General features: G+C 39.7%; 11 protein-coding genes and 2 pseudogenes. 10 read left to right on the top strand and 3 right to left on the bottom strand.

The annotated features are described in order from the left end of the window. Window positions 1-124: 124 nt before the first annotated feature. Complete coding sequence (locus HMPREF9073_RS15675; protein WP_157453482.1) at window positions 125-262, bottom strand: hypothetical protein; 138 nt, start codon at window positions 260-262, stop codon at window positions 125-127. A gap of 125 nt (window positions 263-387) precedes the next feature. Here HMPREF9073_RS15675 and HMPREF9073_RS03360 point away from each other — a divergent pair, with 125 nt between their 5' ends. Then, a complete protein-coding gene (locus tag HMPREF9073_RS03360; RefSeq protein ID WP_009412585.1) occupies window positions 388-2,133 on the top strand; it encodes a thiamine pyrophosphate-dependent enzyme in 1,746 nt (581 codons plus the stop codon). Between the two features lie 132 nt (window positions 2,134-2,265). Here HMPREF9073_RS03360 and HMPREF9073_RS03355 read toward each other — a convergent pair whose 3' ends face one another. Next, a complete protein-coding gene (locus HMPREF9073_RS03355) occupies window positions 2,266-3,801 on the bottom strand; it encodes a RagB/SusD family nutrient uptake outer membrane protein (RefSeq protein ID WP_009412584.1) in 1,536 nt (511 codons plus the stop codon). 12 nt (window positions 3,802-3,813) lie between these two features. Next, complete coding sequence (locus HMPREF9073_RS03350) at window positions 3,814-6,867, bottom strand: SusC/RagA family TonB-linked outer membrane protein (RefSeq protein WP_009412583.1); 3,054 nt, start codon at window positions 6,865-6,867, stop codon at window positions 3,814-3,816. A gap of 229 nt (window positions 6,868-7,096) precedes the next feature. Between HMPREF9073_RS03350 and HMPREF9073_RS03345 the strand changes: the two genes are divergently transcribed. The 9 genes and pseudogenes from HMPREF9073_RS03345 to HMPREF9073_RS03305 all read left to right on the top strand — a co-directional run bounded on the left by HMPREF9073_RS03345 (window position 7,097) and on the right by HMPREF9073_RS03305 (window position 14,200). Continuing rightward, window positions 7,097-7,699 carry a nitroreductase family protein gene (locus HMPREF9073_RS03345; protein ID WP_009412582.1) on the top strand — a complete coding sequence of 201 codons (603 nt, stop codon included), beginning with the start codon at window positions 7,097-7,099 and terminating at the stop codon, window positions 7,697-7,699. After that, window positions 7,696-8,736 (top strand): 23S rRNA (adenine(2503)-C(2))-methyltransferase RlmN, encoded by a 1,041-nt coding sequence (gene rlmN, locus HMPREF9073_RS03340; RefSeq protein WP_009412581.1) that lies wholly within the window; start codon window positions 7,696-7,698, stop codon window positions 8,734-8,736. The genes HMPREF9073_RS03345 and rlmN overlap by 4 nt, the downstream gene beginning before the upstream one ends. Window positions 8,737-8,812: 76 nt before the next feature. Next, window positions 8,813-9,101, top strand: a pseudogene (locus tag HMPREF9073_RS03335) (four helix bundle protein). Between the two features lie 16 nt (window positions 9,102-9,117). After that, complete coding sequence (gene rseP / locus HMPREF9073_RS03330; RefSeq protein WP_009412578.1) at window positions 9,118-10,449, top strand: RIP metalloprotease RseP; 1,332 nt, start codon at window positions 9,118-9,120, stop codon at window positions 10,447-10,449. After that, a complete protein-coding gene (locus tag HMPREF9073_RS03325) occupies window positions 10,450-10,935 on the top strand; it encodes a hypothetical protein (RefSeq protein WP_009412577.1) in 486 nt (161 codons plus the stop codon). 10 nt (window positions 10,936-10,945) lie between these two features. Further along, the gene (locus HMPREF9073_RS03320; RefSeq protein ID WP_009412576.1) at window positions 10,946-11,179 is read left to right on the top strand and encodes a hypothetical protein; all 234 of its coding nucleotides are present in this window, start codon (window positions 10,946-10,948) and stop codon (window positions 11,177-11,179) included. Window positions 11,180-11,199: 20 nt separating this feature from the next. Continuing rightward, complete coding sequence (locus tag HMPREF9073_RS03315) at window positions 11,200-12,348, top strand: DUF2062 domain-containing protein (RefSeq protein WP_198005885.1); 1,149 nt, start codon at window positions 11,200-11,202, stop codon at window positions 12,346-12,348. Window positions 12,349-12,833: 485 nt separating this feature from the next. Continuing rightward, on the top strand, window positions 12,834-13,181 hold the full coding sequence (locus HMPREF9073_RS03310; RefSeq protein WP_232212866.1) for a hypothetical protein: 348 nt from the start codon (window positions 12,834-12,836) through the stop codon (window positions 13,179-13,181). A gap of 126 nt (window positions 13,182-13,307) precedes the next feature. Further along, a pseudogene (locus HMPREF9073_RS03305) lies at window positions 13,308-14,200 on the top strand (IS1595 family transposase). Window positions 14,201-14,246: the final 46 nt, after the last annotated feature.

The following is a 14,246-nucleotide window of genomic DNA, read 5'->3' as shown; positions in this document are numbered from 1 at the left end:
ACGCCCTCTCAAGAAAAACTTTTAGGACAGCCTCTTTTTTAGATGAAAACAATTAGTAAAAATTATTTGTAGCTAAATTCTTGGTCAGTATACATAGTGCGTACTTCTACTTCACGATTATCTTTTAAAGTACATCTACACTGCTGACATATAAAGGTTCATACGCACCTAAGTCTTCAAAATTACCCCATTGATTGGCATTTTTAGGATCTACACTGATACTGTAAAACACTTGACGTACTTTTATAGAAAAAGATACCAATTTTAGCTCAGAAAATCATTTTTCAACTCTTGACTCATATTTCTAATTCCTACCTTCTAATCTCTATTCACAAACGATATATTGGTATTATTTTTGCATACAAAAAACCATTAATAATAAAACATATGAGCAAAAATGTATCCGACCAATTGGTCGAAATGTTAGTACAAGCAGGCGTAAAAAGAGTTTATGCCATTACCGGCGATAGCCTCAACCCTGTGAACGACGCCATCCGTCGCGATGGTCGCCTTGAGTGGATACACGTCCGCCACGAGGAATCAGCGGCTTATGCTGCCTCTATGGACGCCGAACTAAACGGCATAGGCTGTTGTATGGGAAGTTCAGGACCTGGACACGTGCACCTTATCAACGGACTCTACGACGCCAACCGCTCAGGCAACCCTGTGATTGCCATTGCCAGCACCTGCGCCACCCATAAATTCGGTACCCACTGGTTCCAAGAAACCAACCCCTTCTTGCTGTTTCAAGATTGCAGTAAATATGTATATGTAGCCAATACTCCAAAACAGTTCACCACAATGATGCAACGCGCCATACAAACGGCTATCAACGAGAAAGGCGTGGCGGTGTTGGGACTCCCTGGTGATGTGGCAGGCGCCGACCTCGAAGAGGTTCCTACTGCTACACAAACCTTCTTAGCAAAACCCGTAGTGCGCCCTTCCGATAGTGAACTCGACAAATTATCAGCCGTACTAAACGACGCTAAAAACAAGAAAATAGCCCTTTACTGCGGTCACGGTTGTCAGTATGCGGTGAAAGAAGTAGAACAGCTTGCCGAAACCCTTAAAGCGCCTATCGTGGCTTCTTTCCGTGGCAAAATATTCTTCGACCGCACCGATAGCCCTTATATAGCGGGAATGAACGGCTTGCTCGGACACCGTTCAGGTTATGATGCTTGCGCCAAAGCCGATGTGCTCGTAATGCTCGGCACCGACTTCCCTTATGCGGAGTTCTTACCTAAGAAAAGCACCATTATCCAAATAGATGAACGCCCCGATATCATTGGGCGTCGTGCCAAAGTAGATTACGGCTTTGCTGGCGATGTGAAGGACACCATTACCGCCTTATTGCCTAAACTCACTCCTCGCACTGATGATAGTTTCCTCAAAGACATTCACAAAGAGTATTTGGATCTCGAAAAATCATTAGATGATTACACCAAAAAGAAAACCGAAGAGAACCAAATAGACCCCGAATATGCGGCTAAACTTTTGGATAAATACGCCGCCAACGATGCTATTTTCACTGTCGATACAGGTATGAATGTAGTGTGGGCAGCGCGTTTCATCAAAGGTACGGGCAAACGTTACCTCACCGGTTCGTTCAACCACGGTTCTATGGCAAACGCCCTCCCAATGGCAATTGGGGCAGCAGCTTCCTCCAAAGGCAGACAAGTGGTAGCAATGTGTGGCGATGGCGGGCTATCAATGCTCTTGGGCGATTTGGCTACCCTGATGCAATACCAATACCCTGTGAAGATATTTGTGTTCAACAACCGTTCGCTCGCAATGGTAAAACTCGAAATGGAAGTATCGGGCTACCTCGATTGGCAAACCAATATGGTAAACCCACCTTTTGACAAACTCGCCGAGTTGATGAACATCAAAGGTTATGAAGTACGCAAAACCGAAGACCTCGAAGCCACCGTAAAAGCAGCTTTCGAGCACGACGGACCTACTTTGGTGAATATCTACACCAATCGCGATACCTTAGCGATGCCTCCTCATATCACTTTTGAACAGATGAAAGGTTTTGCGACCAACATCATCAAGAAGATAGGTCAAGGCGACTTTGCAGAAGCCAAAGGCAGTATTGCCAACAGTATGAAACACATCAAGGACGTTTTTTAGATGTTAATTTTGATAATAAAAAAGTCGCTAAGCATCTCGCTTAGCGACTTTTTTGTTAATAAGGTTATTTGTTAATAAAAGGGGCTGTCCTAAAAAATAGAACAGCCTCATTTAATTATAATTTTCAAAAGATTACCAACCTGGGTTTTGTTGCCAGTTGGCTCTACCTTGTTCATAGAGAATGTCACTTGGAGAAAGAGGCCAAACCATTTTATAATTCCCCGCAGGGATATTAAGCTGGTAATACTGGTCAGCAGGGTCTGAAACAATAGCACTGAGGTTCTGAGGAGTACCACGTACTACGCCCAAATTCCAACGCTTGATGTCTGCCATACGGAAGCCCTCGAAAGCAAGTTCGCGGTTGCGTTCGTTTTGAATCTCTGTCCAAAGGTCGGTATAGGTTACACTACCGATACCACGAGCGGTGCGCAATCTGTCTAAGTAGGTTTTAGCATTAGTTTGATCGCCGTTTTTATACGCAGCTTCAGCAGCTATTAGGTATATTTCGGCAATACGGAACACTTTAGGACGGTGCATATAAGTAGACGAACCATTGGGTGTTTGTTTTAGCAAAGGGTTATCGGGGTATTTATTCACCAAATATAAATCGTTGAAAGTAGCACTACCATAGTTAGCAAAAAGCTTTTTGATATAAATAGACTTACGGTAGTCGCTATCGTTATACAAATTTACGAAATCTTGAGTAGGTATTGCTTTTGGCAAATACTTTATCTCAAATCTACGCAATCTGTAGTTCCATTCTCTTTGGTATCCTAAATAGACATCGTTAGCTGAAGGTAATTCGGCAGTATTCCCTATATCATATTTAGCATAGAGCTGTACGATACTTTCTGCTGTATCATCATCTTTCCATACCTTTTCTAAATCACTACTACTACTCACTAAGCTATAACGACTGCCAATAATTGAAGTAGCTGCGGCATAAGCCTCTGCCCACTTGCCTCTATAAAGCAATACACGTGCCTTGAGTGCTGCAACTGCATCTTTGGTAAACTTCTCTGACCCTAAAGCACCTGTTACATCACTAAGGCGAGTTTCAGCTTGTGCTATATCGGCCAAAATAAAGTCGTAAGTCTGTCCTACTGTACTTCTGTTAGGAAAATTGTTGATTGTAGGCCCGCTTAGCAAAGGCAATCCATAAGCAGAAGCCTCGTCGGTAGGGCAATAATGCGTAAGCAGATAGGTGTAGTAATAAGCACGTGCCAAATACAATTCGCCCATATTGTGTTTTATCTGTGCCGCATCGGTGCGGTAATTTTCTTGGGGAATAGTAATAGTAGGAATCCCCTCTAAACCTATATTTATATTTTGTATTGCCCCCCAATAGCGTTGCCAAATAGTTGCTGTAGCTGCATTATTGACAGTAAACAACGTCCAGTTTTGAAAGTTTGTAATCGTTTCGTTAGTACCGTCTCTTAGAGCCATATTCAGGAAATCAGCTTGCAAGTCGGTAGCATACATCGCACTTCCGTATATGTTTGTACGCAATTTACCATACATACCATTCACCCAAAATTGAGCATCTTGTACGGTTTTAAAAGAGTTAGCTTGGCTCAAATCTTCATAAGGTTGTTGGTCGAGGTTGAAACAGCCGGTAAAGAACAGAGGAGCTACTACTAAAATTATTATTTTATAAATCTTTTTCATTGTTTTACATTTTTAAAAATTAACATCTACTCCTAAGGTAAATTGACGAGAAGGAGGATAACCACCTGATGAAATAGCATTATTGTACTCAGGGTCTGCACCTTCGTATTTGGTAAGCGTAAAGATATTGCGGGCAGTAGCATATAAGCGTACTCCTTCAAAGAAATTCAATTGTTTGATAACTTCTTTTGGGAGGCTATAGCTAAGGGTAATATTTTTTAAACGCATAAATGAGGCGTCCTGTATCATACGCGCATCCGATGAATTTACGAAAGTGGTAGTGTTTATCTTAGGGTGGCGGGTGTTATCACCTGGTTTTTTCCAATAGTCTAATATTTTTCTACTTAGGTTGTGATCACCAAACTGGTCAGGATTTTCGGTGTACTTCATATCGTAGTTCCACTTATATTTTTCCAACGAAAAAGAGAATGCCATATCGAGCGAAAAAGTTTTATAGCTGATATTCCAGCCGAATCCACCATTGATAGGGGCTTGCATTTTCTTGCCTGTGGTTTGTCCTAATTTACTAGAGTCGTAAGTAGTTGTTACTCTATTATCATCAGTTACTTGCTCCATACGGTCATCACCTGGTATGTAATACTCCATTTGTCCGGTGGTAGGGTTTACGCCTTTGGGAATAACGGCTGCCCATTCAAGGGCACGACCTAATTTATACCCTATTTCAGAAGAAGGAACCACATTAGAGGTTTTATTGCCAAAAAGAGCGGTTATTTCTTGCTTGTTATAGTTTACGTTGAAGTAAGGACGAATGCTCAAATCTTGATTTTCACTTCTGTAGACTACTGATGAGAAGGTGAAGTCTATCCCACGGTTGCGCATACCCCCTGCATTGTCAAAGAATTGATTTTGCCCTGAAGTACTATTGAGCTCACGGCTTGAAATCATATCGTAAGTCTCGCGGTCGTAGTATTCTATATTGAAAGAAGTACCTCTATCAATCACAATATTAAGCCCTACAGTAGTTTTGCGTTGCTCTTCCCAACGTAGATCAGGATTACCCAAGCTACCTACTGTATAAGCTGTTTTACCTTGATAGAAATTGTCTGGTTTTATGGTAGTGATATGTTTGTAGCCTCCTAAAGCATTTCCTGAAAGCCCTGTACTGAAACGCAAATTGAGGTCTGAAAGCCATTTTACATCTTTCAAAAAGTTCTCTTGTTTGAGTTTCCACATCGCTCCTATTGCCCAGAAGTTACCGTAGTGGTTGTTTTTACCAAAGGCTGACGAACCATCGCGGCGCATTGATAGGTCTAAGAAGTAACGAGTGTTATAAGAGTATTCCACTCTTCCGAAATAAGAATTGAAAGTACTTACAGTCTTTTGGTCTTCTATTCTTTTATCTTTACTACCGTGTCGGAGCATTGTTAGTCCTTCTGAAGGTTGTCCGAAAGTAGTAGCATCTAATTGTTTACTGCTATTTTCAACCGACTCTTGTCCTAATAACACATTGAAGCTATGTTTTTTGTTTTCTCCTAACAGGAAGCGATATTCTAACGTGTTAGTAATTGTTTTTCTGAGTGTACGACTGTTAGACACTGAAGTGTAAGGATTAGGGTCATCGAAAAACTTATAATCTATAAACGAAGGTAACTCTTTTAGTTCTGATTCGCCATACCCGTATTGTATCCCTCCTTGTGTTTTGAATATGAGGTTTTTAATAGGCTCTATAGAGACGAATCCCGAAGGCAAGAAGTCATCGGAAAAAGAGTTGCTAGGGTGTGTTTCGGCATAGTAGTCGGGGTGGTAGAAACCAGCTGAACGACTGGTGATTCCAGGGATATAGTTTTTGCGTCTACCATCTTCGTAAGTAGGACTGTAAAGTGGCAAAGCTATCACCTTAGGGGTGTTGAGGGTGGAACCTCCTTCGCGCTCGGTATGTCCTGCTGCAAATGAGAAGCCTGTTTTTAACCATTTAGTGATTTGGGTATTGATACTACCATTGACAGTATAACGACGGTAATCGCTGCGAGGTGCTGTAGAACCCTCTTGGCTGAAGTGCCCAAACGACAAATAATAAGTACTATTATTAGTACCTCCTGAAATAGAGACATCAGTACGTATCAACGGTACAAAATCTCTGAAGAAAACTTTATCCCAACGCGTATTGTAAGGATTATCGGCTAAGATTTTATCTGCTGACTGTCTCGCTACATCCTTGCTTGAACTGAACTTACCTACAGCCAAGTTTACTGCTTCAGGATTTTTTTCTATCCAAAAGTCCATATACTCGCGTGGGGTCATCATATCGTCAAAAAACTTACGGCTAGCGTTAGTAAGCGCTGTAAAGCCGAGTTGGTGACTGATGGTTACGCTTGTACGCTCGTTATTACGCCCTTTTTTGGTAGTGATAAGTATCACCCCATTGGCGGCACGTGCCCCGTAAATTGAAGTAGAAGCCGCATCTTTAAGTACCGTAATACTCTCGATATCATTAGGGTTGAACCTGCTCATCACACTACTGCTTACGGCTATTCCGTCCATTATATAGAGAGGTTCTTGGGTTCTTTCACCTCGTAGTGCGCCTTGGAAGTTGTTATACCCGTGGATAAGGATATCGCTATTGCTACCAGGGCGACCTGAATCGCTGGTTACCACTACCCCTGCTAATCGTCCTTGTAAAGCATCGGATACGCTGGCTACCGGAGCGGCACTCACATCTTTACCTTGTACTTGTGCCACTTGTGCGACGGTGCGGCTGGCGAGCTTAGGAGCTCCATAGCCGGTAACCACCATCTCTTCAAGCTCTTGTACATCGTCCTTCATCACAATGTCTAAATGTTTAGAGCTTGCTGTGATTTTCTTTTCGATAGTTTTCATCCCCAAAAAGGAATATTGCAGCACATCGCCTACTTTGGTTTGAATGGTGTACTTTCCATCCATATCGGTGGCAGCACCGTGCTGGGTACCTTTCACCAATATCAATACGCCTAATAAAGGCTCGCCTTTTTCATCTTTTACAGTTCCTGAAACTTCTATGTTTTGTGCAAACATTGCAAAAGTAGCTGTTAAGAAGAAAATCCACGTGTAAAATAACTTTAGCTTCATTTTTCTGTTTAAAAAATTAGGGCGCAAAGATAATAACAATTCGCAAAATCACAAATAAATAACAATAGGATTTTATTGCTTTTTCCGTTTTTGCAAAAAGTTGTAAGCATTGGTAACAAGGTTGTAACACAATAACAACAGTAAAAAGAGGGATAATAGCTATCTACTAATTTGGTAATTTGCTAATTACGCCGTACCTTTGCCGCCTGAAACTTAAAAACAAAACACTATGGACTTTCTGCAATTAGCACAAAATCGTTATACTACTAAACATTACAGCGATAAACGCATCAGTGATAGTGATATCGCTAAACTCAAAGAAATATTACGCCTCGCTCCTTCATCTATCAATTCACAGCCTTGGCAATTTGTTTTCATAAGCGATGAGGTTACTAAAGAGGCTTTCGCCAAAGCGTCGTTCATCAATGAAGAACGCGTGAAGCAAGCCAGCCATTTAGTGGTATTTATGGCGAATAGCGCTTTGCCTTCATTTGAGAAAAAGCTCGCTAAAGCTGCTACCGAAACAGGACTCAACTTCTATCATAAAATACAAAAACCCAAAGGTGATGTAGGACTTTATGCGTGGATGAACAACCAAGTGTATATTGCATTAGGATTTTTCCTCAGTGCGTGTGCGGCAATGGGTATTGATAGCACCCCTATGGAGGGCATTGTCAATACTGAATACGACAGACTTTTAAACGAACCTGAATACACTACGCTCTTTGCCGTGGCGATAGGCTATCGCGACCCTGAGGACAGCAATCAGTTGCACTTGCGACCTAAATCGCGCTTGCCTTTAGAAGAAGTAGTAAAGGATTTTAAATTATGACCCAAAAACGCGATATACGCGCTCTTACTAAAGAAGAACTCCGCACTTTTTTTGAAAGTAATGGCGACAAGGCTTTCCGCGGCAACCAAGTATACGAATGGTTGTGGCAGAAAGGGGTGCATACTTTCGACGAGATGACCTCCCTGCCCAAAGCTACACGCGAGATGCTTGCTGAACACTTCAGTATCAACCATATCAAAGTAGATGTGATGCAGCGCAGTAACGATGGTACGATTAAAAACGCTGTGCGCCTGCACGATGGCTTGTTGGTAGAGTCGGTGCTAATTCCTACCGATACCCGCACGACAGCCTGCGTATCAAGTCAGGTGGGGTGTAGTCTCAACTGTTCGTTTTGTGCCACTGCTCGCTTAAAACGTATGCGCAATCTTCTACCCGATGAGATATTCGACCAAGTGAAAGTAATCGACGAGCAGAGTCGGGCTTTCTTTGGTCGTCCGCTTTCTAACATAGTGTTTATGGGAATGGGCGAACCGCTGATGAACTACAACAATGTACTGAAGGCAATCGACAAGATTACTTCGCCTGAAGGCTTAGGAATGTCGCCCAAACGCATCACGCTATCCACTTCGGGTATCCCCAAATTGATAAAAAAAATGGCTGATGACGAGGTAAAATTCAAATTGGCAGTATCTTTGCATTCAGCCATTGGCAGTGTGCGCACAGGCATTATGCCTTTCAATGAGCAATTTCCGTTAGAAGAACTGCGAGAAGCTTTGGCATATTGGTACCAAAAAACTAAAAACCGCATCACCTACGAGTATGTGGTGTGGAAGGGTATCAACGACCAGAAAAAGGATGTAGAGGCGCTGATAAAATTCTGCAAATTTGCTCCTTCTAAAGTGAATCTCATTGAGTACAACCCCATAGACGACGGTGATTTTCAACAAGCCGACCCTAAGGCGCTTGAACTTTACCAAACAATGCTTGAAGCAGCAGGTATTACTGTAACCGTGCGCCACTCACGCGGTAAAGACATCGATGCTGCCTGCGGACAATTAGCGAATAAGAAAGCTTAGGGGTCAGGTGTCAGGGGATAGGTGTTAGGTATAGAGCCCTAACAATAGTATAAAAAATAATTAAAAAACCAACAAAATGAATAAAATAAAAGACTTTAAAGATTTGATTGTTTGGCAAAAAGCAATGGATCTTGCTGTTGAAGTTTATCAGTTAGTAAAAAAACTACCTAAAGAAGAACTTTTTGCTTTAAGTGACCAAAAGTTCTAATGCCGAATTAGAAACACAATTATTACTTTGTGTTAAGATTAATTATTTAAACAATTCAGATATTGAAAAAGCTTTGGGTTTAATAAAAGAAGTAGGAAAAATGCTTAATTCTTTACAAAAGAGCTTAATTTCTCCCACCCTGAAACCTGAAGCCTGAGACCTAAAACCTGAACATGGAAGTATTTTTAATAAAAGCGACTCAATTAATTCTGAGTCTTTCAATTTTAGTAGTCCTACACGAATTAGGACATTTTATCCCTGCTAAACTCTTCAAAACAAGAGTAGAAAAGTTTTTTCTTTTCTTTGATGTGAAGTTTTCTCTCTTCAAAAAGAAGATAGGTGAAACTGTATATGGCATCGGGTGGCTACCACTGGGCGGCTACGTGAAGATTGCCGGTATGATTGATGAGAGTATGGATAAAGAGCAAATGGCGCAACCTGCACAACCGTGGGAGTTTCGCTCTAAACCTGCGTGGCAACGCCTTATCATTATGATAGGTGGGGTAACCGTGAATTTGCTCTTAGGGTTCTTTATTTACTCAATGATTCTCTTCGCTTGGGGGCAAGATTACCTCAAACCCGAAGGTGTGAAAGATGGTTTTGCCGTTACTCGCACTATGCGTGCTTATGGTTTTAAAAATGGCGACATTGTAACCGCTATCGATGGCAAGCCTTTGGAGAATGTGTTGGAAGCCAGCAAACACATTTTGTTGCGCGACCCCAAACAGCTTACCGTACAAGGCATCGACGGCAATACACGCACTCTTTCTCTTCCCGAAAACATAGGTAAAACCCTTTATTTACGCGGTGAAACTGCTCCTTTTAGCATCAAAACAAAAGCTATTATCGATACCGTTTTTCCAGAATCACCAGCAGCTAAAGCAGGCTTGCAAAAAGGCGACAAATTAGTAAGCATTGGCGGAGAACCTATCTACTACTTTTCGGATGTGCCTCCTGCCCTTACGATGGCTCCTGTGGGTACTCCCGTGAGTGTGATGATAGAACGCGACGGAGTAGCCAAAGAACTAAAAATAGTTCTCGGTGAAGAGAAAAAAATGGGAGTTTCGGCAGGACAACGAGAAGGCGAAGTACAGCTTTCACATAAAAATTACTCTTTAGGAGCTGCCTTAAGTCACGGAACTGCTTATGGTTACAATGTGTTGCGCGACTATGTTTCGCAATTTAAATTTGTATTCACCAAAAAAGGAGCAAGTGAAGTAGGAGGTTTTGGCTCTATAGGCAAACTTTTCCAAGATAATTGGAACTGGCTTTCTTTCTGGCAAATCACTGCCTTCCTCTCTATCGCTTTAGCCTTTATGAATATCTTACCTATCCCAGCCTTAGACGGCGGACACGTGGTGTTCCTCCTCTACGAAATGGTAACCGGCAGAGCTCCTAATCAAAAAGTATTAGAATACGCTCAAATGGTAGGATTTGTAATCCTCATTGCTATCTTGCTATATGCCAATGGTAGCGACTTGTATAGAGCAATATTTAACAAGTAAATGAAACACATCTACTTCATCATATTATTCTTGAGTTTTGGGGCTCTGCAAGCGCAGAGCCTTGAAAAGGTGCGCGCCGCCTATACTACGGCTTCCGATAGCAAAGAGAACGCTACAGCTTTTGCAGAGCTGATAGCCAATGCTCCCACTACCGATGTAGTGCTAAGCGCCTATAAAGGGGCGAGCAAAATGATACTGGCAAAATTTGGAGGTGGCAGAGTTGGCCTACTCAAAGAGGGTAAACCGCTGTTAGAAAACGCGCTCAAACAACAACCTCAAAACGCTGAACTTCACCTCATACGCCTCAGTGTACAAGAACACTTGCCCAAAGTAGTGCCTTATCGCAACAATATCACTGCCGATAAGGATTTTATACTCGCACACTACGCTCAGCAATCCACTGAACTACAAAAACATATAGCAGGGTTTGTAAAGAAGTCGAAAGTGTTTAACGATGAAGAGAAAAAGAAGTTAAATTTGCAATAAACTCATAAATATGGAACTTACTATAAATATCAATGCACAACCATCTAAAATAGATGCTTTTCTAAATTTTATAAAATCTCTTGATTTTATAGAAGTTACTAATATTAAAAAGAGTGAAGAAACTTTAAATCCACAACAGAAAAAGTTTAAGAAAAAACTTTTTAATGCTTTGAATGAGCTAAAAGAAGCAAGAGAAGGCAACGTAAAATTAGGTAATTTAGACGATTTGCTCAATGAAATATGAATTTATTGTTAAAAAATTAGTTGAAGAATATCGTGGAGAAGAATAAAATTTGCGTTTTAATTCCTACTTATAACAATGCTAAAACCCTCGCGCGCGTGATTGATGGGGTGTTGCATTATACCTCTCATATTATCATAGTGAATGATGGCGCAACCGATGCTACTCCCGATATACTTGCTCGTTACCCCCAGCTCACTATTATTCATCTTCCCAAGAACAAAGGCAAAGGCAATGCTCTGCGCATAGGCTTTGACAAAGCCCGCAATTTAGGCTACGACCACGCCCTTACCATCGATTCCGACGGACAACATTACCCCGAAGATATCCCCGTATTTATAGCCGCTATAGAAGCTGAAAATGAACCTACTCTGCTGGTAGGTAGCCGCAATATGTCCCAAGATGGCGTACCTAAGAAAAGTAGCTTCGGACATAAATTTTCTAACTTCTGGTTTCATCTCGAAACGGGGGTCAATCTCCCCGATACACAATCGGGATATAGGTTATATCCTTTGCATCACATTCCTAAGAAATATTATACCGAAAAGTTTGAGTTTGAAATAGAAATTTTGGTGCGTAGCAGTTGGAATGGGGTACAACTAAAAAATGTACCTATACAAGTGTTGTACGACCCCGAGGAACGCGTTTCTCATTTTCGACCTTTCCGCGATTTTATGCGTATCAGCTTGCTCAACAGCGTGTTGGTACTTATCGCGCTTTTCTATATCAAGCCGCGTAATTTCTTTAGAGATGCCAAAAAAAAGAGCCTCAAACGCTTTATCAAAGAAGATATATTAGAAAGCGACAGCAGCGATAGTGTGAAAGCAGGTTCAGTAGCATTAGGTGTATTCTTTGGCATTGCGCCTTTTTGGGGTTTTCAAACCATACTTACTATCACTTTGGCAGTATTCTTCAATTTGAATAAAACTCTGGCTTTTATCTGCTCTAACGTGAGTATCCCCCCGATGATACCTGTGCTTATTTTTTCTTCTCTTAAAATAGGTACTTTTTTTGTAGGAGGCACCATTCTGCCACAAGGCGACCTCACAGCAATGGAATATATCCAAAACAATTTGTTACAATATTTAGTAGGAAGTTTTACTTTGGCAATTAGCGCCTCATTGTTGTTAGGGTTGCTCACTTATGGATTGTTGAAATTGAGAAAAAGATAATTTTTCTTGCTTCGTAAAAAAGTAAAGCATTATAAAACCTTTTTTACAAAAGGCAACTGATGCTTATTCCTCTTTTATCTTTTACATTTGAACTTTTCTATTATAGGTTATCTAATTTAAAATATATTTTTCAAAAAAAATAACCATTCATAACTAACGTCCAGCCAATGCACGTTGGGAGCTTGTACTGAGAATAAAAGAACTCAAAAAGAAAGTGACAAAATAATTCAAAATAAAATAAATGATAGCAAAAGAATATATCCCTATTTATATTGTATTAATAGTTCTTACACTTTTTTATATAAAGGATAAAAGAAAGAAGAAAAATGATGACAACCCAATGAATATAGCAAGGGTATTTGATTCAGTTATACTAATAATAATACTTTTGGTATTAATTATATTATCTATTTTTAAATAATAGGCAATATCCCAGATGGGTAATGTTCCAAATAGGTGCAAAAAATACAGCGAAAATTAATTTTATGATGAATATACAAAGAGAAAATGGTATTGATGAAGTGAATTGTGCTTTCAGAATGCTGAATATGAGTCTTGATCAATTTGTTGAGATACAACATTCAATGGTAAGTTTAGACTTAGACTTTGAGATGAATGAGGAGTATAGAAACATTATTATAGATATGAATCACAAAGAAGATGTCAATACAATTATTCAACTTTGTAAAAAATTCAATATTAAAAAAGGAAATATATATTGTTCTATCATATCATCTTATGACAATGGAGGTTTTAGACTTCCTTCGTATATTATGTATTTGATAAAAGAAATGCAGGAAATAGAATTGGATTTTTCATTTGTAGTATGTTGATAATGTTCTAAATATATTAAAAGTGTTTAAACACAAAATTACTAATTTTTCGAGAACTTTTACTTTATTTAAAAAGTTTTGAGGTGTCAAAATAAATTCACATATTTGCACTCTGAAAACTAATATATTACGAATTTATTCAAAGGACAAAGCCTCTTAGAGTTTACTGAACGCTTTAAAACTGACTTAGATTGCGAAGAATATTTAGCTTCCATAAAATGGGAAAAAGGGTATTGTTGCGTAAATGCGGACATACAAAATACCAAGTTCGCAAAGATTTTTCACGCACTTGCAATATCTGTTCAGATACAGAAAGTCCTACAACTGGAACTTTGTTTCACAAGCTAAAATTTAGACTTCTCAAAGCATTTTATATATGTTTTGAGATGTCAACAACTACAAAAAGTCTATCAGCATCACAAGTTGCTCGCCGTTATGATATTAGTCGACAGACAGCACATTATTTTATGCACAAGGTTCGTGAAGCTATGAAATCCAGTGAGTCACAGAAAATGGATGGCAAAGTGCAAGTCGATGAATTTACCATAGGAGGAAAAGAAGAAGGAAAACAAGGTAGAAGTTATGACACAAAGAAAAAGAAAGTTCTTTGTGCGATACAACTTAGTAACCAAGGTAAAGTTAAACGTTTTTATGCATTTAAAATTCCTGACTATTCCTCAAAATCATTACGAACAATATTTGATAAACACATTGATAAGACAGCTTATATAACGACTGATGAATGGAAAGGCTATAGACCTATAAAGGACTATAATATAACTCAAAAACCGAGTAATGACGGAAAGAATTTTCCTATATTACACAAAGTAATACACCAAGTAAAATCTTGGATAAGAGGTATATATTCTTGGGTTTCAGAGTTTAATATAGACCGCTATTTAGCTGAGTATAGTTTTAGAATCAATCGCTCACAAAGCAAAGAGACTATCTTTAACAATCTAATAAAAAGATTGATTGAAAGAAAACCTATTTTCCAATCTCAGTTGGTATGCCCTTAACTTGACACCTCAAATTAATTATTTTTTATAAAGAGTTTTCAATTCA

The sequence above is a fragment of the Capnocytophaga sp. oral taxon 326 str. F0382 genome, assembly GCF_000318295.1.
Taxonomy (GTDB): Bacteria; Bacteroidota; Bacteroidia; order Flavobacteriales; family Flavobacteriaceae; genus Capnocytophaga; species Capnocytophaga periodontitidis.
This window is presented reverse-complemented; position numbering and strand designations above follow the sequence as displayed.